Below are 26,182 nucleotides of genomic sequence, written 5' to 3' on the forward strand. Positions count from 1 at the left end.
ACCGCGGGGGCGCACGACCGGATGGCGGTCGCCGCAGGGGTTCACGGGCGGACGGTGGAGCCGCGGTCGGGCCCCGGCACCGGCGGGTCGAGGAAGACGCGGCACCACAGTTCGAACTGCAGCAGCGCCCAGATCCGGCCGCTGTGGTCGTGTCCGTTCGCGTGCCGCCGCAGCAGCTCCCGCACCCCCTCGGGCCGGAACAGCCCCCGGGACCTCGCCGTGTGGTCCGTCAGAACGTCCCACGAGAGGTCGGCCAGTTCGGTGCGGAGCCACCGCGCGAGCGGGACGCCGAAGCCCATCTTCGGCCGGGTCAGGAGCTCGGGCGGCAACCACGGCGCGACCGCCTTCTTCAGCAGGTACTTCGTCGTTCCCCCGCGGATCTTCAGCTCCGGCGGGAGTCCGGCGGCCCACTCCATGAGGTGATGGTCCAGGAAGGGGGAACGCGCCTCCAGCGAGTTGGCCATCGTGGCGGTGTCCATCTTCACCAGGAGGTCGCCGGGGAGGTACGTGTTGATGTCGACGTCCATGACGCGGCCCAGGACGGAGTCGGCGCGGGAGGCGGCGAACGCGTCGTCGAGCAGATCGTGGCTGTCGACCTCGGCCAGGCGCGCGCGCAGCGGGTCGGAGTACAGCGCCGTCTTCTCCGCGGACGTGAAGTACGACATCAGCCGCGCGTGGCGGCGCGACGCCGGGTGCCCCAGGAGACCGAGCACCCGCCCCGCCCGCTGCAGCCCCGAGCGCGGGGCGCCGCGCGCGGCGAGCGCCGAGCCGACCCGGTCGAGCGGCCCCCGCAGGAACGGGAAGGCGGGGATCCGGCCGGCGCGCGCCATGAGCAGATAGCGCAGGTAGCCGCCGAACAGTTCGTCGCCGCCGTCCCCGTTGAGGACGACCGTCACCTGCGCACCGCTCATCCGCGCGACGTAGAAGGTGGGGATCGACGATGAGTCCGCGAACGGCTCGTTGTAGTGCCAGGTCAGCGCGGGCAGCACCTCGAGGGCCGAGGAGGTGACGACCATCTCGTGATGGTCGGTCGCGTAGTGCCGGGCCAGCATCCGCGCGTAGCGACGTTCGTCCAGGCTCTCTTCGTCGAAGCCGATGCTGAACGTCTTGACGGGGCCGGTCGAGTATCGGGTCATCGCGGCGACGACCGCGGAGGAGTCGATCCCGCCGGACAGCAGGGCGCCGAGCGGCCGCTCACCGACCATGCGGACGCGCGTCGCGTCGAGCAGCCGGCCGCGGAGCTCTTCGGCGGCCTCCTCCTCGGACGTGACCGCGCGCGGGGTGCAGTCGACGCGCCAGTAGCGTCGTGTCACGGCGATGCCGTCCTGCCAGGAGAGCAGGTGGCCGGGCGCCAGTTTGTGCACGCCCCGGAGGATCGACCAGGGGGCCGGCACGTACTGATAGGTCAGGTAGTGGTGCAGCGCCACCAGGTCGACCTCGCGACGGATCGTGGGATCCCGCGTGAGCGCCTTGAGCTCGGAGGCGAACCACAGTGTCCCGCCGTCGGACCGCCAGTACAGCGGCTTCTTGCCCACCCGGTCCCGGGCGAGGAGGAGCCGGCGCCTTCTGCCGTCCCAGATCGCGAACGCGAACATGCCACGGAGCCGGTGGACCAGATCGTCCCCGAAGTCCTCGTACAGGTGGACCAGGCACTCCGTGTCGCCGTTCGTGGCGAGACGGTGGCCCCGGTCGCGGAGTTCGCGCCGTAGCGCGGGGAAGTTGTAGATCTCCCCGTTGAAGATCGCCACCACGGTCCGGTCCTCGTTGTAGACCGGCTGACCGCCACCCGGCACGTCGACGATGGCGAGCCGCCGCATGCCGAGTGCGGCGTGCGCGTCATCGTGGAAGCCCTCGCCGTCCGGCCCCCGGTGGGCGAGCACATCGCACATACGGCGGACGAGGGACGGATCGGGACGACCCGTCGTCACCACGCCCGCTATGCCGCACATATACGCCCCCATCCTTTAAAAAGGCTGATTTTAAATCACGACGCGTGCTGCAGCACATTAACACTCCCCCGCCAACCGAGACCCGTCCGCCGCGAGATGCCGGGTTTCCAGCATTTCACCGTCCGACCTCCACGGCGGCAAGTCGCCGAAGCCGCCTCGATGAATAATTTCCGTGCGACTGACCAACTGTTGATCTTGAAGATGGGGTGGTCATTCACAAGGCGGTGATATACCTGAGGCCAGGGAGTGGGGATCTCTTCAACTCGACGCCGGGGAACAATAATGTCCATTTTTGCACCGGGCACACAGTCGGGTCAGGTCACGTCGACAGACCAGCTCAACCATCACGTTGCGGATTTCGACGCGCCTTCGCCTCCGACTCGCCATCCACCTGGAAAACGCCTGATGGGCGGGCACGGGGCACGCCGCGTCAAGCATGCCGCCGACCGGGTGCTGGCCGTTCTACTGCTCCTCGTCCTTGCCCCGCTGCTGCTGACCATCACCATTGCCGTCCTATTGAGCAGTCCGGGCCCGGTGTTCTTCGGGCATGAGCGTATCGGCGCCAACGGCAAGCCATTCCGAATGTGGAAGTTCCGTTCCATGAAAGCGAATGCCGCAGAACAGCTCACAGATCTGCTGCGCGTTCACAATCGGGGCGATGAGCCGCTGTTCAAGATCCCCGACGATCCGCGCATCACACGACTCGGCAAGTGGTTGCGCCGCTGGTCCCTCGACGAACTGCCCCAGTTGTGGAACGTGGCAATCGGTGAGATGTCGCTGGTCGGCCCGCGTCCGCAGATCGACGCCGAAGTGCTCCTCTACACCCCCAACGACTACGGCAGGCTCAGCGTGCGACCGGGCATCACCGGCCTCTGGCAGGTCAGCGGCAGGTCGCGGCTGTCCTGGAAGGAGGCGATCCACCTCGATCTCCACTACGTGGACAACTGGTCGCTCCTGCTCGACGTCCGGATCCTGGCTCGCACCGTCAGCGCGGTGCTGGGCGGCCGCGGAGCGGGGTGAACCGATGACACGAGTGGAAGTGGAAGCCCCATCGGACGGGCGGCCGGGCATCGGGGCCATCCCCGTTCCCCGCCCGACGAACGAGGGCGGCGGCCTCAAGGTCGCGCTCGTCCACGACTGGCTCACGAACCAGGGTGGGGCCGAGCGTGTCCTGTGGAGCCTGCACAAGGCGTTCCCGGAGGCGCCGATCTATACGTCGGTCTTCGCACCGCGGGCGCTGCCGCAGTTCGCGCGCGCCCAGGTACGGACGTCGTTTCTGCAGAGGTGGCCCTTCGCCGCCACCCGTCACCAGCTTTATCCGGTTCTCCGGACTTTCGCCTTCGAATCATTTGATTTCAGCTCGTACGACGTCGTCATCTCGAGTTGTTCCGCCGAGGCGAAAGGGATCGTGACACGCCCTGAGACGCCGCACATCTGCTATCTGCACACGCCCACTCGCTACTATTGGAGCGACCACTACCGCTATGCAAAGAATCCAGGTTTCGGCCCCTTGAACCCTGTCATCCGATTGGCCATGCCCGCTTTCATCCGGCACATGAGAATGTGGGACCTGGCGGCGACGGCCCGAGTCGACGCCTTCATCGCCAATTCGGCATTCGTCGCGCAGCGGGTGGAGAAGTACTACCGGCGGGACGCCGTGGTGATCCATCCGCCCATACAGACGAATCAGTTCTCCATCAAAGAGGACGGACCGGACGATTTCTTCCTCATAGCCGGGCGACTGGTCCCCTACAAGCACGTGGACCTCGCCGTCCGAGCCTGCCGGGAGCTGGATCTGCCGCTCGTCGTCGCGGGAACGGGAAGCGAACTGCCCCGGCTACGGGCGATGGCCGGTCCGAGGACACGGTTCACCGGCCGGGTCAGCGACGAGCAGCTGGCCGGTTACTACCGCCGCGCCAGGGCGCTGATCCACTGCGCCGAAGAGGACTTCGGGCTGATACCGCTCGAGAGCATGGCGAGCGGGCGGCCGGTGATCGCCTTCAACGGCGGTGGCCTGCAGGAGACCGTGGTCGAGGGACGCACGGGGACGTTCTTCGACCGGCAGACCGTCGACTCCCTCAAGGACGCGCTGCGCCGCTTCGACGGGATGCGATTCGAGCCGGAGGCCCTCCGGCACCATGCCGCGCGCTTCGACGAAGCGGTCTTCATCGAGAAGATCACGGCCTTCGTCACCGCGCTGCGCCGGAGGTCGGCGGAGGTTCCGACGACATGAGAGGTTCACGGCCCTTCCGCGTCGCGTTGACCGGCAAGGTCCTGAGTCGCAACGTCGGCGGCAACACGACCTACACGGAGCGGCTCTATCACCACTTGGCCGACCTGGGGGTGACCGCCGACGTGCTCCTGCCGGCGGGGGACGGGCGTTCGGGCGTCACGCGCGCCCTGGCCTACGCCGCCGCGGAGGGCCTCGTCTGGCCGCGTACGGTGGACGACCGGCACGCCGATCTCCTGCACTATCCCGGGGACACCGGCGCGCTGCTCCCCGCCCGCGTGCCGATCGTGGCGACCGTCCACGGCGTCCCGTCGGTCCGTGTCCCGGGTCTCCGGCGCGCCGTCTGGGAGCGAACGTGGCGGCTGCGCGTGGCCCGCCTCACCGAGGTCGCGGCCGCCGTCATCACCGTCTCGGCGAACTCCGCGCGCGAGATCGAGCGCACGTTCGGCGTGCCGGCGGACCGCCTGCACGTCATCCCGCACGGCATCGACACCGCGCGCTTCCATCCCGACCGTTCCGCGGACGGCCCGCTGCTCGCGCCGCTTCGGCTGCCGGAGCGGTTCGTTCTGTACCTCGGCAACCTCGATCCCCGCAAGAACGTTCCGGCGCTCGTCGAGGCCGTCGGCCGGCCGGAGATCAGCCGGCTGGGAGTACGCCTGGTCGTCGCCGGCGGTTCCTTCCGGGGTTCGGAGCCCATCGAGCGGCTGCTGGCAACCGTCCCGCACGTGCGGTACCTCGGCCAGGTCCCGGGAGATCTCGTCGCCCCCTTGTTGCGAGCCGCGAGCGTCTTCGCGCTGCCGTCGAGCCATGAGGGATTCGGGCTGCCGGTCGTCGAGGCGATGGCCTGCGGCACGCCGGTCGTCACGTCCGACCGAGGCGCGCTGCCCGAGGTGACCGGCGACGCGGCGCACGTCATCACCGATCTCGGTCCGGCCTCGATCGCCGCGGCGTTGCGCGACGTCCTGACCGACGACGGACGGGCCACGCGGCTGCGTACCCGGGGGCAGGCCAACGCCCAGCGGTTCACCTGGGCGGAATGCGCCAGGCGGCACCTGGAGATCTTCACCGGTCTCGTCTCGGGAGCGGCGACTTGATCGGCCGCGGAGGTTCCCGCCGGACCACGTCGGCGCCTCCTCGAAACAGCAGCCTGATCAGCAACGGAGACAAAGAGTAGGAGATCGCGTGACGATCAGTGAATTCGTACGGGGGCTTCGCCGGCATTTGGTGCTGCTGGCGCTCGCGCCGCTGCTGGGGGCCGCCGTCGCTCAGCTCATCACCATGCTGCAGCCCCGGTCCTACGAGTCAAAGGCATCGGTCTTCTTCTCGCTCTCCCAGACGACGGACAAGCTGGACCAGGCGTACCAGGGGACTCTGTTCAGCCAGCAGAAGGTGCGCTCCTATGCCGACATCGTGACCACCCCGAAGGTCACCCAGCCCGTCATCAGTGAGTTGGGTCTGCGCATACGACCGGAGACGCTCGCCAAGCGGTTGACCGTCGAGGTTCCCCTCGACACGACCCTGTTGAACATCAGCGTGCGCTACTCCGACCCGAGGATGGCCGCGGGGATCGTCAACAGCGTGACGCGCAATCTGTCCCGAGCGGTCTCCGATCTGGAGCCGCCGCAGGCGGGCCGGCCCTTGCCCATCCAGATCCACGTCGTCCGTCCGGGCACCGTCCCGCTCAAGCCGAGCAGCCCGCGACCGCTGCTGAACGTCGCCATCGGTCTCGTCCTGGGAACGATCGCCGGCATCGGGGCGGGGGCGCTCAAGGACGCCCTCGACACCCGGATCGGCCGGGCCGCGGACGTGACCCGGATCAGTGGTCTCCCGGTGCTCGGCGAGGTCCCGCATGATGCGGCCGCCCGCAAGCACGTCCTCGTCGACGACACCGACCGGTTCGGCCAGCGCGCGGAGGCCTACCGCAAGCTCCGCACCAATCTGCGCTTCATCGGCGTCGACCAGCCGCCCCGGACGATCGTCGTGTCGAGCCCGCACCGCGGCGACGGCAAGTCGAGCACCGCGATGAACGTGGCCTTCTCGCTCGCCGACGACGGCGCTCGGGTTGTCCTCGTCGACGCGGACCTGCGGCGATCGTCCATCGCCTCCGCCTTGGGCCTGGTCGAGGGAGCCGGTCTCACGAGCGTGCTGGCCGGCCAGGCCACGATCGCCGACGTGCTGCAGCAGGCGAAGAGACGATCGACGATCGACGTGATCGCCAGCGGTCCCGTTCCGCCGAACCCGAGCGAACTGCTCGGCACCCGGAGGATGCAGCAGATCCTGGAGGAGCTCAGCGAGAACGCGGACTACGTGATCATCGACTCGCCGCCGCTCCTGCCCGTCGCCGACGCCGCGGTGATCGCCCCAGGCTGTGACGGGGTCATCCTCGTGGCGCGGGCCGGAAGGACCAAGCAGGACGAGTTGCGCTCAGCCGCCGAGAGCCTCGCCGCCGTCAACGCCGAGACTCTGGGCGTGGTCGTCAACATGACGAAGTCCACCGCCAACGATCGCTACTACGTCTACTCGGGAAGAACCTCGGCGAGCGGCGGCGCCGAGGCGTCGTCGTCGCCTCGGCGCCGCGACGAGGAGGACCCGGTGCCGAGCGCGAGCGCCCGGTGATGAGAACCCTCGGCACGGTGAGCCGCCCGGCCGCGCCCGGCCGGGACGGCCCCACCGGGAAGTCCCTGTGGATCCGCCACGGCACCTGGTGGCTGCACCCCGCCTGGACGGGCGTTCTCGTCGCCCTCCCATGTCTCGCCGTCACCTGGTACATCCCCGACCAGGACTACCGTCTCTGGTGGCGCACACCGAAGTACTTCGACTCGGCGGCCTGCCTGACCACGCTGCTCCTGCTCGGTGCCTTCGTCGTCGGCGCCATCGCGCCCTCGCTGGCCCGCAGGCGCAGCATCGTCCGGGGTTCGCGGGTGACTCCCACGGCGGACCAGCAGCGGATCCTCGCGCAGGCCGGTCGGGTCTTCGTCGTACTGACCCTGATCGGATACGCCGTCTGGGCCCTCCTCGCCATTTCGCGCGGCTATGGCGGCGACCAGTTGGGCAGCGCGCTTCTTCTCAACCGGGACACCCTGATCGGGGCGAAGGAGGAGTACTTCTCGACGGCTCCCGGGGTGACGACGCTGACGCAGTTCGGCCCCCTCGCCATCGTGTGCCTGCTGCTCGACCGCCGCATCAGCGGCCACCACCATCGGTGGGCCCTGGCGCTCCTCGCGGCCCTCGTCCTGGCCAGGGTTTTGATCAACGCCGAACGCCTGGCGCTCTTCGAGGCGGTCGTCCCCGTCATCGTGGTGGCCGCGGCCCTGCGGTCCGGGCGCTCCGCCCGGCCCCGGCACCGGCTCTGGTGGGCCCTGCTGCCGATGGTCGCCCCGCTGCTCCTGGCGGTCGTCTTCGGGCTCTTCGAGTACACGCGCAGTTGGAGCGACCGCTACCAGCACGAACACATCGGAGTCGGCGAGTTCGTCATGCTCCGGCTCGGCGGGTACTACGCGACCGCCTCCAATAACTCGGCGGTGCTCCTCACGCACCTGGCGCCGTACGCGAAGCTGCCGTGCTTCACCATCCCGGTGATCTGGAACTTCCCGATACTCAAGTCGCTGTTCAACGTCCACGGCGCCCTCGACGCGGGCCCGCACCACTGGATGCTGGTGCTGGCGCAATACGGGAATCCGGAGTTCAACAACCAGGGGGCCATCCTGCCGGCGGTCGCGGACTACGGCCCGGTCGGTGCGCTGGTGTGGTGGGCCGTCATCGGGCTGCTGCTGGGCGTCTGTTACCGCGCTCTGCGGGCGGGCGAACTACACGGCCTCGTGCTGTACGCGGTCCTCTACGTGGGGCTCCTCGAGATGGGGCGCATCTTCTACTGGGGGCTCGGTCGCGCCTTCCCGGTCATCGCCGGCGGCATCCTCCTCGCGGTCCTCCTGCGTCGCGCGGGGCCGCGTGCGGCGGGCGAGGGAACCTGATCGGCCGATGGAGAGAGGATCCTCATGCCGCTGACCGAAGCGCCGATCGTCCCTTTCAACCGCGCCTACATCACGGGCGTGGAACAGCAGTACATGACGACGGCCATCATGAACGGGCTCCTGGAAGGTGACGGGCCGTTCACGAGGCGGGCCAACGCCCTGGTCGCCGAGATCATCGGGGCACCCGCCGCGTTGCTGACGACCTCCTGCACCCACGCCCTGGAGATGAGCGCGTTGCTGCTCGACCTCGTTCCAGGCGACGAGGTCATCGTGCCGTCGTTCACCTTCGTGTCGACGGCCACGGCGATCGCCCTGCGCGGCGCGGTCCCGGTCTTCGTCGACTGCCGGCCGGACACCCTGAACCTGGACGAGCGCCGGGTCGAGGCGGCGGTCACGCCGCGGACCCGGGCGATCGTCGTCGTGCACTACGCGGGCGTGGCGTGCGAGATGGACGCCGTCACGGCGATCGCCGGCCGATACGGCCTCGCGGTGGTCGAGGACAACGCCCACGGGCTCGGCGGCCGTTACAAGGGCCGCCCCCTCGGGTCGTTCGGCACCCTGGCCGCACAGAGTTTCCACGCGACGAAGAACGTCCAGTGCGGTGAGGGCGGAGCGCTGGTCGTCAACGACGCGGCACTCATCGAACGCGCCGAGATCATCCGCGAGAAGGGGACGAACCGGAGTCAGTTCTTCCGCGGCATGACGGACAAGTACCGGTGGGTGGAGAACGGCTCCAGCTATCTGCCCTCGGACATCCTGGCCGCCTTCCTGGTCGCGCAGTTGGAGGCGATCGACGACATCCAGCGTCGACGCCATCGCGTCTGGGACGCCTACGACGAACGGCTCGCGGACTGGGCCGGAGACAGAGGCGTCGGGCGGCCCACCGTCCCCGACGGCTGCGCCCACCCCGCGCACCTGTACTACCTGCTCCTGCCCGGTCTGCCGAGCCGCCAGTCCCTCCTCCGGCACCTGGCGGAACGAGGCGTGCGCGCGGCCTTCCACTACCAGCCCCTGCACACCGCGCCAGGTGGACTCCGTTACGGGCGAGTCGCCCCCGGAGGCTGCCCGGTCACCGAGGACGTCGCCGACCGGATCATCCGGCTCCCCCTGTTCGCGGAGATGAGCGACGCCGAACTGGACCTGGTCGTCGAGAGCATCACGTCGTTCAGCGGACCGACCGCTTAAGGAGTGGCAGTGGCACCGGTGACAACGGTCCAGATGTCGAGGCGGGCCGGGAAGGAGACCTCGAAGCCTCGCGAGGTTCTCCGATCAGGCTGGATCCCGGCCGCGCTCACGCTCGCACTCGCCGTCGCGGTGTCGCACCACTATGGCGTCGCGGCTCGGCAGACGGTCGTGTTCGGCATGTCCGTCGTTCTCGGGGTGGCAGTGCCGGGGACTCTCCTCGCCCGCGCCCTCCGCGGTCACTCGGCCGGTCTCGGGGAGGACGTGGCGCTCGGCACCGCCCTCGGGCACGGGATGACCGTTCTCGCCTACGTCCCCGCCCGGTGGGCCGGACTGCCACTGCTGGTGCTCGCCTGGCCGGTCGCGACGATCGTCGCCTTCGTCATGGTTCCGGCGCTTCGTCCGTACTGGAGAGGGGCGGACCGTGCCGGCCGGGCCCCGATCGCGTTCTCGTGGGGTCTCGCCACATTCGTCGCACTGACCGTGGTCGCGAGCGCCACGTCCTTCTTCCGGGCGCACCGGCTGGCCTGGTCCGGGCACGCCACACCGTACGTCGACATGCTCTTCCACCTCAGCGTGGTGGGCGAGCTCAAGCACCACGTCCCGCCGACCTCACCGTTCGTGCTCGGCGAACCGCTCCACTACCACTGGTTCGTGTACGCCGACATGGCGGCGACGAGTTGGGTGACGGGGATCGAGCCCGAGACCCTGTTGTACCGCCTCTTCCTGCTCCCGGTCCTGGCGGCCACGGTCCTGCTGTTCGCGGCGATCGCACGCCGGCTCACCGACCGGTGGTGGCCGGCGCTCGTGGCCCCTGGACTCGCGCTGTTCGCGCTGTGCCCGAACCCGTGCGCGTGGGCACCGGGTCTGGGGGCCGACTTCGTGCTGCGGTACAGCGTCCCCTGGTGCAGCCCCACCCAGACCTTCGGCGTGATGCTGTTCGCCTCCGTGGTCCTCCTCCTCGTCACGATCCTGCGGCAGCCGAGGTCCGGGAAGGGTCCTTGGACGATGTTCGCCATTCTGATCACGGCGACCTCGGGGGCGAAGTCGATCTTCCTGCCGATGCTCTTCGCCGGCCTGATCGTCGTGTCGGCCGTGACCCTGCTCGCACGGCGGCGGGTGCACCGGCCCGCCGTCATCGCCGTCCTCATGGTCACGGCGGCCCTGGTCTTCGCGCAGATCGTGATCTACGGTGGGGCCTCTGACGGGCTGGTGGTCCACCCCCTCTCGGTCTTCAGCACGCTCGCCGCGGACATCGGCTCGACGGCCGAGCCTTCTCTTCCGCTGAAGCTCGCGGTCGTCGTGGCCTGCGTGTTCGGACTGGGCTGCTTCTGGATTGGGGTGTTCCTCCTCGGGCTACGGCCCAGAGCGCTGCTCGACCCGCCGGTTCTGTTGCTCCTCGGGATCGGGGTGGCCGGGTTCGCGGCGGGTGTGACCCTCCGCTTCCCGGGCAGTTCCCAGCGCTACTTCCTGTATGGCGCGACGCCGTACCTGTGCCTCGCCGCGGTCCACGGACTGGCGGCCGTACTCCCCCGCCCGGACATCGCCCGGTCGCGTTCCGTACCGGCCCTGGTGGGAGCGCTGGCCGGTGGAGTCGCCGTCATCCTGACCGTCCGCCGACTGGACGGAACGGCCAGGCCCGAGGCCGACGAGATGGTGCGACGGATCGTCGGCCCCGTCACCGTGCTCGTGCTCCTCATCGCCGCCCTCGCGGTGACACTGCTCGTGGCCGGACGCCGGCGCCTCGCGCTGCGGGCGGTGTCGCCGGGGGTGATCGCCGCGTTCGTCATGGGCCTGGCGGTGCCCGCCAGCGTCGCCCACGTGAAGGAAACGTGGCACAACGTCTCCGCCGGGTCACCGACGACCGTCGTACCCCCGGGGACCGTCAGAGCGGGACGCTGGCTCCGTGACCACTCGCGCCCGGACGACATCGTCGCGACGAACGCGACCTGCACGGCGTCCGACGCCCGGGTCTGCGACCTGAACCACTTCTCGGTGACCGCCTACACCGAACGGCGCCTCCTGGTGGAGACCTGGATCTACGAGATGAGGACCCAGGACCAAGCGGCGAAGGAGCACGTCGAGGACGCCTCCGTACCGTTCTGGGACGGTCGGCGGCTGGCGGACAACGACGCCGCCTTCCACCGCCCGTCGCCCGCTACGGTGCGGCGGCTGCGCGACCGGTACGGCGTGCGCTGGCTGTTCGTCGACCGGCGGGAGGACCGGCCCGGGCCCGGACTCGACCGGTTCGCGCGCCTGCGGTACGCGGCGGGCGACTGGGCCGTCTACGAAATCTGATCTCGCGCGTCGCGCGAAGTGAGGGGGCGCCACCACGCCTCGTTGTCGGCGTACCAGCGCACGACCTCGGCGAGTCCCTCGTCGAAGTCGACCTCGGGCCGGTAGCCGAGCCCGCGGATCTTCGTCGTGTCGACGGAGTAGCGTAGGTCATGGCCTGGCCGGTCGGGCACGTACTCGACCATCTCCCAGCCCACTCCGTGCGCCGCGAGCAGTCGCCGGGCGAGGTCGGCGTTGGTCAGCTCGACGCCGCCGCCGATGTTGTACGTCTCCCCCGGCGACCCCTTCTGGAGCACGAGCTGGATGCCGCGGCAGTGGTCGGCGACGTGCAGCCACTCCCGTACGTTGCGCCCGTCGCCGTACAGCGGGATCCCGCGTCCGTCGAGCAGGTTCGTCACGAAGAGAGGGATGATCTTCTCCGGGAACTGCCGCGGGCCGTAGTTGTTCGAACAGCGGGTGACGCGGACGTCGAGGCCGTACGTCCGGTGGTACGCGCGGCAGAGCAGGTCCGCGCCGGCCTTCGAGGCAGAGTAGGGAGAGTTGGGCAGGAGGGGATCCGTCTCCACCCAGGATCCTTCGTCTATCGACCCGTACACCTCGTCGGTGGAGATCTGGACGAACGTCTGGATCCCTGACTTGACGGCCGCTTCGAGCAGCCGCTGCGTGCCGAGCACGTTCGTGCCGACGAAGTCGGCGGCGGCGCCGATCGATCGGTCGACATGCGTCTCCGCGGCGAAGTTGACGATGAAGTCGTGCCCGGGGACCAGCCGCCTCAACAGGTCACCGTCCGCGATGTCGCCGCGTACGAAGGTGAGATCCGGATGTCCTGCCACCGCCGACAGGTTCTCCAGCCGGCCGGCGTAGGTGAGCTTGTCCAGAACGGTGACCCTGGCGTCCTCGAAACCCGGATAGGCACCGCACAGCAGCGCGCGAACATAATTCGATCCGATGAAACCGGCTCCGCCGGTGACGAGAAACCTCATGCCCGTAGCTGCACCTTACTGTGATCGCCCACCATGAGCCGGTGGGCGTTGGGGACGCGTGAGGTGCCCGTCACCTCGACGTCCCGTCCGATCAGCGAGTGCTCGATGCGCGGCACGCTCCGGATGGTGGAGCTCCCGAGGACGATGGAGTACTCGATCTCCGCGTCCTCGATCACGCAGTCCTCGGCGATGGACGTGAACGGCCCTACATAGGAGCGGACCACCTTGGTCCCGGCCCCGATGACGATCGGCCCGCGCAGGACGGAGTCCTCGACGACGGCGCCCGGATGGACGACGACCCGTCCCTCGATCTCCGAACGCCCACCTATCGTGCCGTCCGTTCGAGCCTCGACCCGCTCCAGAAGGATACGGTTGCACTCGAGGATGTCCCGCAGCCTGCCGGTGTCCTTCCAGTACCCGCTGACCAGGTACGAATGCACCTTGTGGTCGCGGTTGATCAACCACTGGATCGCATCGGTGATCTCCAGTTCCCCCCGCGCCGACGGGGTGATGGCCCGCACCGCCTCGTGCACCACCGGCGAGAACATGTACACCCCGACGATGGCGAGGTCGCTCCGCGGCACATCCGGTTTCTCCTGGAGGCTGAGGATGGCGCCGTCGGCGTCGAGCTCGGCGACACCATAGAACTGCGGCTCCGCGACCCTGCTGAGCAGGAGCTGTGCCGCGTAGGCGCTCGACTGGAAAGCGGCCACCAGATCCGCTATCCCGCCGATGAGGAGATTGTCGCCGAGATACATCACGAAGTCGTCATCACCGAGGAATTCCCGCGCGATGACGACACAATGCGCGAGTCCCAACGGCGCTTCCTGCTGAATGTAGGACACTTTCAACCCGAAGTCCGATCCGTCGCCGACCGCGGCTCGGACCTCGTCGCCGGTGTCCCCGACGACGATGGCGGTCTCGGTGATCCCCGCCTCGCGAATCGCGTCCAGGCCATAGAAGAGCACCGGCCGGTTCGCCACCGGGACGAGCTGCTTCGCCGAAGTATGGGTGAGGGGACGTAGGCGGGTGCCTCGCCCTCCGGCCAAGACCAATGCCTTCATGCCGGCTCCCCCTCGATTCGGCGCATGGCCATACCACGATCGCATGCGGTTCTCATACGCAGAACGAGGGCCACCGCGTCTTTGCCGATCGCTGCCCGAGATCGAATGACCTATTTGCGCACCAGGCGATAGGACACGCCGGCCGCCGTGCATCCATTGCTTAGGATATCTACATCGGCGGATCCGGCCGCTCTGATTGCGAGCAACTCATCGATAACTCGGACAAAGGAGTGGAATGCAGGAACTACTGCGGGTTGTCGAGACCTACTTCGAAGACAAGATCAAGACACATGGCGCCACCCATTTCGGTGTGGATTTCATGACCCCGACCGCACAGACGGGCCGCTTCGAACAACTCGTCAAAGTGATCGACGGTGACAAGGCGTTCTCCATCATCGACTACGGGAGCGGATACGGCGCGCTGGTGGAGGTTCTGGCGGCCCGCTGGACCGACTTCACCTACTGCGGATTCGACATCTCGAAAGCGATGCGAGTCGCAGGTGAATCGCTCTACGCAAGCGACGCGCGAATACACTTCGTCGGCGACTACGCCGAGCTCGAGGTGGCCGACTACAGCGTCGCCAGCGGCATTTTCAACATCAAACTCGACTGCGACTCCGACACCTGGCAGCAGTACGCCATCGAGGAGGTCGGGCGCATGGCTGCGGTGAGCAAGAAGGGCTTCGCCTTCAACATGCTCACGTCATACTCCGATCCGGAGCACATGCGAGACGACCTTTATTACGGAGACCCTCTCCTGTACTTCGACTACTGCAAGCGCAACTTCTCGCGCAACGTCGCACTGCTACACGACTACAACGGGTTCGACTTCACGATCATAGTGCGCCTTTAGCGCGCCCCTCAGGCTCCCGAACGGTAATCCTGCGAGGTAAAGGTGTTCGTTTCCGTAGTCGTTCCGTGCTATCGATCAGCCCGGACCCTGCCGTCGCTCGTCGGCCGACTCGCCACCGCCCTGCCCGCGGCGGCCATCGGATATGAGGTGGTGCTGGTCGTCGACGGCAGCCCGGATGACACCTGGGAGGTCGCGGCCGAACTCGCACGGGACCGCCCGGAGGTCCGCGCGATCCGGCTGGCGCGCAACTACGGCCAGCACAACGCCACCATCGCCGGGGTACGCGCCGCCGTGCACGAGGTCATCGTGACCATGGACGACGACCTGCAGCACCCGCCGGAGGAGATTCCGCGCCTGCTGGCCGCGCTCACCGACGAAGTCGATCTCGTGTACGGCCACCCGCGTGAGGAGGAGCACGGGATTCTGCGCAATCTCTCGTCGCAGTTGTTCAAACTCGGGCTGTCCGGACCGCTCGGCGCGCGAGACGCCAGGTCGCTGAGCGCGTTCCGCGCGTTCCGCGCGTTCTTGCGTAGCGGTCTGGGCGACGTGACCGGTCCTTTTGTGTGTCTCGACGTCGTCTTGCACTGGTGTACCACGAAAATCAAGGACGTCGAGGTGCACATGGACCAGCGCGGCGAGGGAAGGTCCGGCTATACGCTGCGCACGCTACTGCGCCAGGCCGTCAACCTGATCGTCGCGTACAGTTCGACGCCGCTGCGACTCGTGAGCTACCTCGGTCTTCTCGTCGGCGGGTTCGGAGCCTGCCTCCTCGGCCTCTTCCTGTGGACCTACTTCTCGGGTCACACGAGCGTCGCCGGGTTCACCAGCATCGCCTCGATGATCGCGCTGTTCTCGAGCGCGCAGATGCTCGGCATCGGGGTCCTTGGTGAATATCTCGGCCGACTCCACTCCGGCGGCATGGGCCGCCCCACGTATGTAGTGCGAACAGAGGTCGGCGTGACCGGCGCGAGCACGGGTCAGATTCGCGTCCCCGAAGTCGTGTCCCAGCGGTCATAATAGGGGTGGAATGCGTGAAACGAGTCGCGATAGTGCAGTCGAACTACATCCCGTGGAAAGGCTACTTCGACCTGATCGCCGCGGTCGATGAGTTCATCTTGCTCGACAACGTGCAGTTCACGACCAGGGACTGGCGCAATCGCAACCGCATCAAGACGGCGTCCGGCGTCCGATGGCTCTCGATCCCGGTCATCCGCGGCGCGCGGAACCGGCCGATCAATGAAGTGGAGTCCGGTGACCCGGACTGGCGTCTCGAACACTGGCGGATCCTCACGGAGGCGTACCGCAGGGCTCCGCACTGGGCGGACGCGGCGCCGATCCTGGAACGGCTCTACCAGGGCTGCGAGAGCACCCGGCTGTCCACGATCAACCGGCACTTCCTCGAAGGCGTCTGCGACATCCTCCGGATCCGGGCCGAGTTCAGCCGGGCCGAGGACTACGACCCGACAGGGACCAAGACCGAGCGTTTGGTGGATCTGTGCGTGAAGGCCGGTGCCGACGAGTACGTGACAGGCCCGGCGGCCCGCGCCTATCTCGATGAGAGCCTCTTTCACGACGCGGGCATAGACGTCCGTTGGTTCGACTATTCCGGATACCCGGAGTACCCCCAGGTCCATCCGCCGTTCGACCACCAGGTGAGCATTCTCGACCTCATCGTCAACACCGGACCGGCCGCCGCCCGATACCTCAAGTTCGCCGCCCCGGCGTCCACCCGTTCGTGAGCCACACCCGGAGTGAGCGTGCCATGTCGCGATCGAACGGCCGGACAACGCTGAGAACCCGTGCCGCGCGCTGGGCCTGGATCTCAGAACTCTTCGGCGAGCGCGTCACCTACCTGCTGGCGGGCGGCGTCACCGCCGTGGTCTACTACGTGCTCCTCGGCGTCGGGCTGCTGGCCGCCCAGGACCGGGTGCCGTACCTGTTCCTGGTGGTGGGCAGCCACTTCATCACCGCCCTGATCGTCTATCCGATGTACCGGATGGCGATCTTCAAGGTCTCCGACGAGGACTGGCTGCCCGGCTTCATGCGGTTCTACGCGGTCGGGCTCGGCTTCCTCACGGCGTCCGTGATCGGCCTGCCGATCATGGTCGAGTTCGGCGGGGTTCCCCTCATGGTGGCGCAGGCCCTGATCATCCTGATGAGCCCGCCGCTGAGTTACGCGATAAATCGGACCTGGACCTTCCGGAAGCGAGGCGACGCCTGACATGTCCGCACAGCCACGGATGGCATGCGTGGTCGCCACGATCGGCCGGCCGGTCCACCTGGACACGCTCCTGCGGTCACTGGCCGACCAGACCCTGCCACCCAGCCACGTCATCGTCGTCGACCAGAGCACGAACACCAAGACCGCCGACGTCATCGACACCTGGCGCGACCGCCTCCCCCTGCGCCGCCTCACCTCCGCCCGCGGCCTCTCGCTCGGACGCAACACCGGCCTGGCCGCCCTCGGCGACGACTACGACATCGTCACCTTCCCCGACGACGACGTCCGCCTCGCCCCCGACGCCCTCGCGAACGCCGCCGCCGCCTTCGCCACCGGCGACCACATCGGCGTCGTATCCGGCGCTCTGATCACCCCGTCCGGCCGCCTCGACAGGCAGCAGGCCCCGGCCCGTCCGACGCCCCTCACCGAGAGAACGGTCTGGGTCGCCGCCGAAGGCGCCACCAGCGTACGGTCGGCGTTCCTGCGATCCGTCGGGGGTTTCGACGAGACGCTCGGCGTCGGCAACCCCACCCCCTGGCAGTCCGGGGAAGGGACGGATCTGCTGCTGCGCGGCCTGCGAGCCGGCTGGACGATCCTCTTCGACCCGGCGATCGCGGTGCATGAGACCTGCGAAGAGGACGGCCCGGCCGAGCCGAGGTGCCGGGCGAAGGCGCGCCACTACGCTCGCGGCACCGGGCGGGTCTACCGCCGGCACCACGGGATTCGCCGTCAGCTCATCAGCGTGCTCCGCCCGCTCGGCGGCCTCCTGCTGTGCTCGTTCACGGGGCGCGGCGCCGAAGCCCGCTGGCACTGGCAGCGGGCACTGGGCCGGGCCGAGGGGCTGACGGGTCACGTCCTTCCCTACTCCGCCATGCCCGAGCCGCTCGAACAACGCCGTTTCCGCGACGGCGCTCCGTCTCCCGGGCCGGACGGGGCGATGAAGGACCGGGCAATGAAGCGGTAACCTCCGCCGCAAAAGAGCGTCCAAGGCCGACGGGGCAGCGGCCGGTCCCCCGCCCGTCCGCCGATCATCGAGACATGTCCTCACAGCCACGGATGGCATGCGTGGTCGCCACGATCGGCCGGCCGGTCCACCTGGACACGCTCCTGCGGTCACTGGCCGACCAGACCCTGCCACCCAGCCACGTCATCGTCGTCGACCAGAGCACGAACACCAAGACCGCCGACGTCATCGACACCTGGCGCGACCGCCTCCCCCTGCGCCGCCTCACCTCCGCCCGCGGCGCCTCGCTCGGACGCAACACCGGCCTGGCCGCCCTCGGCGACGACTACGACATCGTCACCTTCCCCGACGACGACGTCCGCCTCGCCCCCGACGCCCTCGCGAACGCCGCCGCCGCCTTCGCCACCGGCGACCACATCGGCGTCGTATCCGGCGCGGTGAACTTTCCCGGCGGCCATCGCAGCCACCGGATCTCCGGCGGTCGACGGACCGTCCTGACGAAGGCGACGGTCCGCACCAACACGATCGAGGCGGGATGCTTCTTCCGCGCGGCGTTCCTGCGTGGCGTCGGCGGATTCGACGAGACGCTCGGCGTCGGCAATCCCACCCCCTGGCAGTCGACGGCCGGCCTCGATCTGCTGCTGCGCGGCCTGCGAGCCGGCTGGACGATCCTCTTCGACCCGGCGATCGCCGTCTACGAGACCGGCTACAACGGCACCCCCGAGGACCTCCTCTATCGGGTGAAGTGCCGGCACTACGCGCGAGGAGCCGGGCGGGTCTATCGTCGCCACTACGGCCCCCGCCTGATCGCCCCCATCCTGGTCCGTGAGATGGGAGGCGTCGTCTTCTTCCTCGCGACGGGGCGTCGTCGCCGCGCCGCCTGGTGCCTGCAGCAGGTCATCGGCATCCTCGAGGGCCTCACCGGGCGGGTCTTCAGCCAGGTCCGCGCTCCGGAGCCGCTCGAGGCACGGCGCTTCTACGACACCTCGGCCTGTTCGGCGACCGGGACCGGAGAGCCCGGTGAGTGAAGGTTCTCCGCCCGGCGCCGGGCCAGGATACGGACGAAGACGAGGAAGGTCAGGACACACCCGAGCGCGTTGAGCGTGGCCAGGCCGACCGCGGCACCGAACGCGCCGTACCAGGCCGCGCCGACCGCCGGGCCGAGGAAGGCCAGCGCCCCGCCCAGGACGCGCAGGGTGAACTGTTCGCGGACCGCTTCGAGGGCCCGCATCGCACCGCCCATCGTCATGGCGATGGTGCTGACGAACTGGACGGCGACGAGCGGCGGCAGCACGACACGCGCGGTGGTCCAGGAACTCCCCACCAACCGGTCGCCCAGGCTCGGCGGCAACGACAGCATGACGAGCCCCCAGCAGACGGCCACCGTGGCCAGGCTTCCGCCGATCACCAGCATCGTCGGCACGAGCCGGCTCGGCGAGTGGGCGATCGCCCGGCGGCATTCCGAGATCGCGATGGTGCGTCCGGCGGCGCAGACCAGACCGACCGGTCCCAGCAGCGTGTTCCCGGCCCGCAGGGCGCCCACGGCCGCGACGCCCGCCACCACGCTGACCGCGAGCGTGCCCGCGTAGGCGGCGGTCGCGATGACGGCGACCTCGACCGCGTACGGGCGGGACAGCCTCCCGTAGTCGCGCCACCACCCGCGTACGGCGGTGCAGCGCGGCACGACACCGGCCTGAGCCATGCCGAGCACGGCCGCCGCGAGCCCGGCGCCCGCCCACATCGCCAGCGCCCACACCAGCCCGGCGCCGGCGGTGAACAGCAGGACCAGCGCCACGGCCTGCGACGCCCCCCAGAACAGGTCGTTCGCCAGAGACCTCGCGGCCTGTCCGTGCGCGATGAACCCCACGCGCAGCGCGTCCTGGACCAACAGGCCGGGCAGCGCCAGCGCCAGGACCACGGCCGCGGGGTCCAGGCCGCCGCGCACCATGATGGACAGCGGGATGAGGACCGTCGCGGCCACGGCGCCGAAGACCGCCGCGGCGCCGGCGCTGTCGGCCAGGTTCCGTCTGTCGCGCGACGCGCCGGAGACGCGAACCAGCAGCGGCTCGCTGAACGTCGCCCGCGACAACTCGACGACGAGGACGTAATAGCCGTACAGCACGGCGAACACGCCGAACTCGGCGCGCGTGACATTTCGCGCCACCATGACGGTCAGCAGCATGTTGGTCGCCGCGGAGACCCCGTAATCGGCCAGGACCCAACCACTGCGCCGCAAGGGTGCTTTGATCATCAATACCGCGCCTTTTTCGTCGTTGGCCACCAGGGATTTCGCGCCGACGTCATCTGTGTATCAGGCCGCTAATGGCAGGCGATCAGGCCGCGATCAACGCTTCTGAAACGGTTCGACAAACACCTTCTCAACAGATGTGGCGACACGCGGGGCCGGACGGCGGGAAGCCGCCGCGGCGCGGAGAATACGGAGAAGATGAAGCCGCGCACCGACGATCCGACCACGGTCCCGGCCGAGCCCCGCGGCGCGGCCGCGACCCGGCTCGGGCGGGTCTTCCTGCTGATCGGCCAGCTCGGCCTCGGCGGCACCGAGAAGCAGGTGGTCCTCCTCGCGGACGGGCTGCGCGCCCGGGGCGTCGACGCGCGTGTGCTGGTGATGTTCGAGGGCGGCCCTCGCGAGGACGAGCTTCGCGCCCGGGGCGTCCCCGTCGAGCATCTCGGTTTCCGGCGCAGGCCGGCGGGCCCCCGGATGCTCGCCGGAAACGTCGCCGCCTTCGTGCGGCTGGTCGGCTACCTGCGCCGCACCCGGCCACAGGCATTGCACGCGTTCCTCTTCCACAGTTACGTGACCGCCGCGCCGGCCGCTCGGCTGGCCGGGACGCCGGTGCTCGTGGCGGGCCGCCGCAGCCTGGCGAACCTCGTCCGGGCCCGCCCGCTGCTGCGGGTCGTCGAGGCGGTGGCGACGCGGATGACCGATCACCTGGTGGCGAACGCCCGCCTCGTCGCCGAGGACGCGCTCCGCGACGGATGGGTCCGCCGCTCCAAGATCACCGTGGTCCGCAACGGGCTGCCCGCTTCGGCCTTCGACCCCGTGGTCCCGGCGGCCCTCCCGGCTTCGTCGCCCGTCGTCCTGTGCGTGGGCAACCTCATCGCGTACAAGGGTCACCGGCATCTCCTGGACGCCATCGCGCGACTGCGGTCGCGCGGCGCGGCCTGCACCCTCGTACTCGTCGGCGACGGGCCCGAGCGACCCGCGCTGGAGGACCAGGCGGCACGGCTGGGGATCGACGTCCGATTCCTCGGCGTCCGCACCGACGTCGGGCCGTTGCTGGCGCGGGCCGACGTCGTGGCCCTGGCCTCGCTCGAGGAGGGCATGAGCAACGCGGTGATGGAGGCGATGGCGGCGGGACGCCCGGTCGTCGCGACGGACGTCGGCGGCACCGGCGAGCTCCTCGACGGCCGTGGCCTGCTCGTGCCTCCGGCCGACCCGGAGGCGCTGGCCGACGGCCTCGAACGGCTGCTGGGCGATCCCGGGCTCGCGGCCGACCTGGCGGCGAGGGCCCGCGCGTGGAGCCGCGTCCACCTGAGCGCCGATGCCATGGTCGAGCAGCACGTCCGCCTCTACGCCGACCTCGTCGGGCGGGCGCGGCGCCCGTAGGCGTACCGGCCGACTCGCCGACGCCCGGCGCCGAGGACCCGCCGCGACACCGCCTGACGACACGCACGCCGCTCCGTCGACCGCGACACCACCTGACGACGCGCACGGCCGGTCGACCGGGACGCGGCCTCAGGCCCCGTGGGAGCGTTCGAAGACGAACTCGTTGCACCCGAGACCGCCTCCGCAGGTCGTCATGCGGCACAGCGCGAAACCGCGGGACCGCAGGAAGTCGAACACCTCCTCGGGCCTGGCCACCTCGAACGGGAACCCGCCGACCCAGTCGAGGAGGTCATGCCACGCGGACATGCCGCGCGCCCGGACCAGCCCGGCCGGTAGGCGGCCGGCCGGGCGGACGAGTCGTTCGAGCAGGCGCAGTGGCAGGCGCCGGGCGAGGTAGGCGGCGCTGCCCGCCAGGAGCAGGCGACGCGTCAGCGGACCGGACCTGTTGTAGCGGCGCTTGACCCGCCACCACCTCCGGCTGCGCGGCCCCTGGTCGTTGTACACGGAGACATAGAGCAGGCCGCCCGGCGCCACCAGGCGGGACGTCGCGTCCATCGCACCCCACAGGTCCCCGGTATGGTGCAGGACCCCCCACGCGTAGACGATCTCGTACGTGCCGAGCGCCTCGGTGAATCCCGCGTCGAGGATCGACCCCTGTTCGATGAGCCAGTCGCTCCCCGGCGCGAACCGGTCCCGCAGTCCGGCCGCCGTCGCGACGGAGTCGGGGTCGAAGTCGAACGAGCGGACGCGGGCCCCGAGCCGGTGGGCGGCGAGGGAGAACAGCCCGCTGCCGCACCCGACATCGAGGAAGGCGCAGCCTGCCAGGTCGGCTCGTTCCAGCGGTCCGAGCAGCGAATCGCCGGCGGCCTCGATCCGCGCGTCGTCGACCAGCGCCGCGAACGAACGCCAGTTCCTGCCGAACGCGAACCGGTCGGCCCGGCGGCCCTCCGTTTCAGTGCGGAGCATGCGATTCGGTCCCTTCCCACGATGCGATCGGTCCGGGCACCGGCGGGCCTCCGCGCCCGTGGCCGGACGCTCTGCGGAGGCGAGACGCGATCGAGGGCCACGACGGATCCGGGGCCCGGCGAGGTCGCCATGCCAGCAGGCACCCGAGCGCTCCCCAGAACGGCGCGCTGACGACGGGATTCGCCAGCGGATTGGCGAACATGAGCAACACCCCGAAGGTCAGCATGACGGCCTGCTGCACCGCCAGTTCGCCGGGGCGCCGGTGGAAGATCCCAAGGCCGAAGAGGACGAGGAAGACGAGGAGCGTCGGTACGCCCGCCTCGGCCGCCAGCCGCAGGTAGTCGTTGTGGGTACCGAGATAGACGGCGAACCCGGGAGACCGCTGCGCGTAGGCGGGGAACATCGCGTACCCGATCCCCCGGAACGGGTGGTCCGCGATGACGCGCGCGGCGAGCTCCGCCACCTGCGCGCGCTGTCCGTTGCTGGCGCTGAGATCCGTGGCCGTCCGGTTGGCCGCCCCGAGGTTCGCGACGTGCCGTGACAACCGGCCGAACATCCCGGTCGCCACCGCCACGCCCGCCCCCGCGCCGAGTCCGGCGACGAGGACGACATGGGCATGCCACGACCGGTCGAGGAAGAGCACGCAGGCGGCGCCGACGGCCGCCGCCAGGAACGCGCTCCGGGAGTGGGTCTGGACCAGCGCGAGGGCGCAGACCGCGGCGGGCAGGAGCCACCTCACGTTGCGGGCGTACCGCAGCAGCCCCACGGCGGCGACCAGCGGAGCCGCGAGCAGGCAGCCGAGATAGTTCGGATTGCAGCCGAGCCCCGCGAGGCGCGCGTGGACGAACTCGCCGCGGACGAGCACGTACGCGGCCGCGGCGGCGCCGGACAGGACGATGACGCGGGCGACCTGCCGAGGATGCGGCCTCGACGCGATGAGGAGGCCCGTCAGCGCCAGCCCGGACAGCAGCCCCACGAGATCGGCGAGACGGCTGAGCTGGAGCGGGGCCGCTCCGCCGAGGATGTGCAGGTGGTCGGCGAACCGGGGGCGCACCGGCGGTGCCACCCGGATCGTCATCGCGGGGCGGAAGAAGCTCACGAGGAGCAGGCCGGCGAACAGCGCGATCCACAGGTAGCAGAGCCGGAACGGCAGGACGCCCGTCGCGAGCAGGCCGGCGGCCACCGGCGTGAGCGCGGCGGTCCCGGCCACCGCGGCGAACCGGCCGTCGGCCGACGTCGCGCCGAGCATGCTCACGGGCACGAGCAGCAGCACGACCGTCGCCGGTCGCCACAGGTCTCGGAAGCCCGCGGCCGCCGCGCGTGCGGCGCCGGGCGACGCGCCGTCCCGGGAGCCTTCGCCACGGCCGCGGCGGAACACCCCCACGCCGGTCCCTCCTGTCCGAGGCGGCGGGAACACCCGGAAGGCCGTGGCCGTCCCGCACGGTGCGAACGGATATAACTACGGAGCGTAGCAGTCGACGTGCCGGCCGGACGGCCGACATCCGGGGGTGCCATGGAAGACGAATCCCAGGAAGCGTCCCGAGCGCGCGGAGACGTGCCGCCGCGCCCCCGGTGGACGCGGTGGTCTCCGTACGGCCGCGGGCGGTGGCCGTTCGCCGTGCTCGACGTCCTCATCGTGTTACTGATCGGCTGCTGCGCCTTCGCCGAGACGGCACCGCGCCGGGTGGACGCGATCGGGGGCTACTACCCCGGCAGACCCACGTGGGGGCTCGGGCAGGACTGGCTGCTCGTCCTCTACGACGAGCCGGACCACGGCCGGCCCCGCGCCGACCGGTCCGGCGCCGATCAGCTCCGGCACGACGGGCCCCGCCGCGACGAGCGTCGCGCGGGCGCGACGCTCGGGATCGGCACGGGGCGGCGTCAGGTCGACACCATCATGCTGCTCCACCTCCCCTCCAACGGCAGGAGGCCGACGCTGATCGACCTGCCGCCCGACGCCTACGCCCCGGCGGTGGCCGGGCACGGCGCCGGCTCTCTCCGGGCCGCGTTCGCGTGGGGCGGCCCCAAGCTGCTCGTACGGACGACGGAGTCCGTCACGCATGTCGGCGTCGAACGGTACCTGGAGATCGGCCTGACCGGCCTCGCGACGCTCGTCGACCTGGTCGGTGGCGTGCGGATCTGCGCCCGCCCGACCGTCGCGACCACGGCCGGGCCGCGGCCGTCCGGCACGGCGAGAAGGGCGAGGGCGCCCGGCCCGCCGGCGGCCTGCCCCCGTCTCTCCGGGCCACAGGCGCTCGCGTACCTGCGCGCCGCCGCAGACGCCCGCGGCGACCTGGACCACGCCGAACATCAACGCAGGCTGGTCACGGCGCTGGTCCGCGCGATGGCCGGATCCGGCGTGGCCCTCAACCCGGTGCGCGGTCTCTCGCTCGTGGCGCACGGCACCGGCATGGTCACGACCGACGAGGGCGCCCACCTGTACGACCTCATCCGCCTGGCGCTCACCCTGCGCGAAACGGGCGACCTCCCGCCCACCGTGATCTCCACCGTCGGGCACGGATGGGTCCCCGGCGTCGGTCGGGTCGTGACGCTGAGCCCGGCGGAGGTCAGCGAGATCGCCAGGGTCCTGGTGACCGACTGCCCGAGTCCCGGCTGTCCGGATCGTTGACCCGGCTCGATCCGCCGCGGCGCGCGGCCATGCGAGTGACGCGACCAGGCGTCTGCTACTCTCCGCGACGGAACGACAGCAGTGTGTCGCGGACCGGGTGCGACCGGAGTCGGAAGAGGTGGGATTCCTTGAGAACGGCGACGGCGGCCCCGACCGGCACGACGCCACGGACGCGCACGCGCGAGGTGACGCGCGTGCTGGTGCGGTGGTCGGTCGTCATCCTGGCCCTCTGGGCGGTGGCGCGCCTGACCGGGGGCGACCGGATCTCCTTCCTCACCGGGATACTCGTCCCGGTGCTGGCCTTCACGCCGTATGCCGCCGCATTGTCAACCGTGTTCATCGGCTGCGCCCTGGTGCTCCGGCGCTGGCGGGCGCTGGCCGTGACGGTCGCGGTCACGGCGGCCTTCGCGATCGCGGTGGTGCCTCGGGCGGTCGGCGGCTCCGGGCCCGCGGCCGACGGGCCGTCCCTGCGGGTGCTCACCGCGAACCTTCGCCTCGGTCTGGCGGATCCACACGCGATCGTCGGTCTCGTACGCCGGACCGGCGCGGACGTGCTGAGCGTGCAGGAGTTCACCGCCCGGGCCGACGCCGGTCTCGACCGGGCCGGACTGACGAGGCTGTTGCCGTACAAGGTCGCCATGCCGATGGCGGGCGCGCAGGGGACGGCCCTGTACGCGCGCCATCCGCTGCGCGCGCTGCCGACCTTCCCGGTGAGCGAGATCGGGCTCGCGATGCCGCACGCGGAGATGAGGCTGCCCGGCGGTCGCCGGGTGGAGTTGTTCGGCGTGCATCTGGCCCGGCCGCTGAGCCCGTCCGGGGTCGGGCAATGGCGTCGCGCGTTCGTGCTGCTCCCCGGCGCTCGGCACGGCGTCGTACGGATCCTGGCCGGTGACTTCAACGCCACGCTGGACCACGCTCCGCTGCGCGGCCTGCTCGGCGAGGGGTACGCCGACGCGGCCGACCTGACGGGCAAGGGACTGGTCCCGACCTTCCGGAAGGCCTGGTGGGTCCCCCCGATCACCCTGGACCACATCCTGGTCGACGCGCGCTGCGCGGTCCGGCGGGCCGACGTGTACGCCCTGCCCCGCAGCGACCACCGCGCCGTGTTCGCACGGGTGCGGTTGCCGTGACCAGCCCGACGGCCGCCGGCCTCCGTCCCGGTCAGCCTCCCCGGGCCGGCGAAGGCCCCGCCTCGAGTTTCCCGGGCCGGCGGAGGCCCGCCTCGAGGACGCGGAGACCGGAGGGCC

General features: G+C 70.1%; 22 protein-coding genes. 16 read left to right on the plus strand and 6 right to left on the minus strand.

Annotation, left to right across the window (positions count from 1 at the left end; translation table 11 throughout):
• Positions 1–41: 41 nt before the first annotated feature.
• Positions 42–1,949: an asparagine synthase (glutamine-hydrolyzing) gene (gene asnB, locus ABD978_RS07430; protein WP_345350483.1), complete on the minus strand. Its 1,908-nt coding sequence runs from the start codon at positions 1,947–1,949 to the stop codon at positions 42–44.
• 282 nt (positions 1,950–2,231) lie between these two features.
• Here asnB and ABD978_RS07435 point away from each other — a divergent pair, with 282 nt between their 5' ends.
• The 7 genes from ABD978_RS07435 (at position 2,232) to ABD978_RS07465 (ending at position 11,630) form a co-directional block, all read left to right on the plus strand.
• Positions 2,232–2,969 (plus strand): sugar transferase, encoded by a 738-nt coding sequence (locus tag ABD978_RS07435; protein WP_345350486.1) that lies wholly within the window; start codon positions 2,232–2,234, stop codon positions 2,967–2,969.
• A gap of 4 nt (positions 2,970–2,973) precedes the next feature.
• On the plus strand, positions 2,974–4,182 hold the full coding sequence (locus ABD978_RS07440; RefSeq protein ID WP_345350489.1) for a glycosyltransferase: 1,209 nt from the start codon (positions 2,974–2,976) through the stop codon (positions 4,180–4,182).
• A complete protein-coding gene (locus ABD978_RS07445; protein WP_345350492.1) occupies positions 4,179–5,273 on the plus strand; it encodes a glycosyltransferase family 4 protein in 1,095 nt (364 codons plus the stop codon). The genes ABD978_RS07440 and ABD978_RS07445 overlap by 4 nt, the downstream gene beginning before the upstream one ends.
• 88 nt (positions 5,274–5,361) lie before the next feature.
• Positions 5,362–6,795, plus strand: a complete 1,434-nt coding sequence (locus tag ABD978_RS07450; RefSeq protein ID WP_345350495.1) for a tyrosine-protein kinase domain-containing protein — start codon at positions 5,362–5,364, stop codon at positions 6,793–6,795.
• Positions 6,795–8,150 carry an oligosaccharide repeat unit polymerase gene (locus tag ABD978_RS07455; RefSeq protein ID WP_345350498.1) on the plus strand — a complete coding sequence of 452 codons (1,356 nt, stop codon included), beginning with the start codon at positions 6,795–6,797 and terminating at the stop codon, positions 8,148–8,150. The genes ABD978_RS07450 and ABD978_RS07455 overlap by 1 nt, the downstream gene beginning before the upstream one ends.
• A 24-nt stretch (positions 8,151–8,174) precedes the next feature.
• Positions 8,175–9,335 (plus strand): dTDP-4-amino-4,6-dideoxygalactose transaminase, encoded by a 1,161-nt coding sequence (gene rffA, locus ABD978_RS07460; protein ID WP_345350501.1) that lies wholly within the window; start codon positions 8,175–8,177, stop codon positions 9,333–9,335.
• A 9-nt stretch (positions 9,336–9,344) separates the two neighbouring features.
• Positions 9,345–11,630, plus strand: a complete 2,286-nt coding sequence (locus tag ABD978_RS07465; protein WP_345350504.1) for a hypothetical protein — start codon at positions 9,345–9,347, stop codon at positions 11,628–11,630.
• On the opposite strand, the gene rfbB is transcribed toward ABD978_RS07465, so the two are convergent.
• Together rfbB and ABD978_RS07475 are read right to left on the minus strand one after the other, a co-directional pair.
• The gene (rfbB, locus tag ABD978_RS07470; RefSeq protein WP_345350507.1) at positions 11,618–12,610 is read right to left on the minus strand and encodes a dTDP-glucose 4,6-dehydratase; all 993 of its coding nucleotides are present in this window, start codon (positions 12,608–12,610) and stop codon (positions 11,618–11,620) included. The genes ABD978_RS07465 and rfbB overlap by 13 nt on opposite strands.
• Complete coding sequence (locus ABD978_RS07475) at positions 12,607–13,674, minus strand: glucose-1-phosphate thymidylyltransferase (protein WP_345350510.1); 1,068 nt, start codon at positions 13,672–13,674, stop codon at positions 12,607–12,609. The genes rfbB and ABD978_RS07475 overlap by 4 nt, the downstream gene beginning before the upstream one ends.
• Before the next feature lie 235 nt (positions 13,675–13,909).
• Here ABD978_RS07475 and ABD978_RS07480 point away from each other — a divergent pair, with 235 nt between their 5' ends.
• The 6 genes from ABD978_RS07480 to ABD978_RS07505 all read left to right on the plus strand — a co-directional run bounded on the left by ABD978_RS07480 (position 13,910) and on the right by ABD978_RS07505 (position 18,740).
• Positions 13,910–14,527 (plus strand): class I SAM-dependent methyltransferase, encoded by a 618-nt coding sequence (locus ABD978_RS07480; RefSeq protein ID WP_345350513.1) that lies wholly within the window; start codon positions 13,910–13,912, stop codon positions 14,525–14,527.
• A gap of 42 nt (positions 14,528–14,569) precedes the next feature.
• Positions 14,570–15,544 carry a glycosyltransferase family 2 protein gene (locus tag ABD978_RS07485; protein ID WP_345350516.1) on the plus strand — a complete coding sequence of 325 codons (975 nt, stop codon included), beginning with the start codon at positions 14,570–14,572 and terminating at the stop codon, positions 15,542–15,544.
• A gap of 14 nt (positions 15,545–15,558) precedes the next feature.
• Positions 15,559–16,266, plus strand: coding sequence for a WbqC family protein (locus ABD978_RS07490; protein ID WP_345350519.1), 708 nt, complete (start codon positions 15,559–15,561; stop codon positions 16,264–16,266).
• A 23-nt stretch (positions 16,267–16,289) separates the two neighbouring features.
• On the plus strand, positions 16,290–16,748 hold the full coding sequence (locus ABD978_RS07495; protein WP_345350522.1) for a GtrA family protein: 459 nt from the start codon (positions 16,290–16,292) through the stop codon (positions 16,746–16,748).
• A gap of 19 nt (positions 16,749–16,767) precedes the next feature.
• Positions 16,768–17,712: a glycosyltransferase family 2 protein gene (locus ABD978_RS07500; RefSeq protein ID WP_345350621.1), complete on the plus strand. Its 945-nt coding sequence runs from the start codon at positions 16,768–16,770 to the stop codon at positions 17,710–17,712.
• Between the two features lie 74 nt (positions 17,713–17,786).
• Positions 17,787–18,740: a glycosyltransferase family 2 protein gene (locus ABD978_RS07505; protein ID WP_345350525.1), complete on the plus strand. Its 954-nt coding sequence runs from the start codon at positions 17,787–17,789 to the stop codon at positions 18,738–18,740.
• Here the strand turns inward: ABD978_RS07505 and ABD978_RS07510 are convergent.
• Entirely contained in the window at positions 18,689–19,963 is a 1,275-nt protein-coding gene (locus ABD978_RS07510; protein ID WP_345350528.1) for an MATE family efflux transporter, read from the minus strand. The genes ABD978_RS07505 and ABD978_RS07510 overlap by 52 nt on opposite strands.
• Before the next feature lie 195 nt (positions 19,964–20,158).
• On the opposite strand from ABD978_RS07510, the gene ABD978_RS07515 reads away from it, so the two are divergent.
• Positions 20,159–21,340, plus strand: a complete 1,182-nt coding sequence (locus ABD978_RS07515) for a glycosyltransferase (RefSeq protein ID WP_345350531.1) — start codon at positions 20,159–20,161, stop codon at positions 21,338–21,340.
• A gap of 129 nt (positions 21,341–21,469) precedes the next feature.
• Here ABD978_RS07515 and ABD978_RS07520 read toward each other — a convergent pair whose 3' ends face one another.
• Both ABD978_RS07520 and ABD978_RS07525 read right to left on the minus strand, forming a co-directional pair.
• Positions 21,470–22,306 carry a class I SAM-dependent methyltransferase gene (locus ABD978_RS07520; protein ID WP_345350534.1) on the minus strand — a complete coding sequence of 279 codons (837 nt, stop codon included), beginning with the start codon at positions 22,304–22,306 and terminating at the stop codon, positions 21,470–21,472.
• Positions 22,293–23,690, minus strand: a complete 1,398-nt coding sequence (locus ABD978_RS07525) for an O-antigen ligase family protein (protein WP_345350537.1) — start codon at positions 23,688–23,690, stop codon at positions 22,293–22,295. Before ABD978_RS07525 ends, ABD978_RS07520 begins: the two co-directional genes overlap by 14 nt.
• Positions 23,691–23,924: 234 nt before the next feature.
• Here ABD978_RS07525 and ABD978_RS07530 point away from each other — a divergent pair, with 234 nt between their 5' ends.
• Both ABD978_RS07530 and ABD978_RS07535 read left to right on the plus strand, forming a co-directional pair.
• A complete protein-coding gene (locus ABD978_RS07530; RefSeq protein ID WP_345350540.1) occupies positions 23,925–24,935 on the plus strand; it encodes an LCP family protein in 1,011 nt (336 codons plus the stop codon).
• Positions 24,936–25,063: 128 nt separating this feature from the next.
• Positions 25,064–26,065 carry an endonuclease/exonuclease/phosphatase family protein gene (locus tag ABD978_RS07535; protein WP_345350543.1) on the plus strand — a complete coding sequence of 334 codons (1,002 nt, stop codon included), beginning with the start codon at positions 25,064–25,066 and terminating at the stop codon, positions 26,063–26,065.
• The last annotated feature ends 117 nt before the right edge of the window (positions 26,066–26,182 follow it).

The sequence above is a fragment of the Actinoallomurus liliacearum genome, assembly GCF_039542035.1.
Lineage (GTDB): Bacteria > Actinomycetota > Actinomycetes > Streptosporangiales > Streptosporangiaceae > Actinoallomurus > Actinoallomurus liliacearum.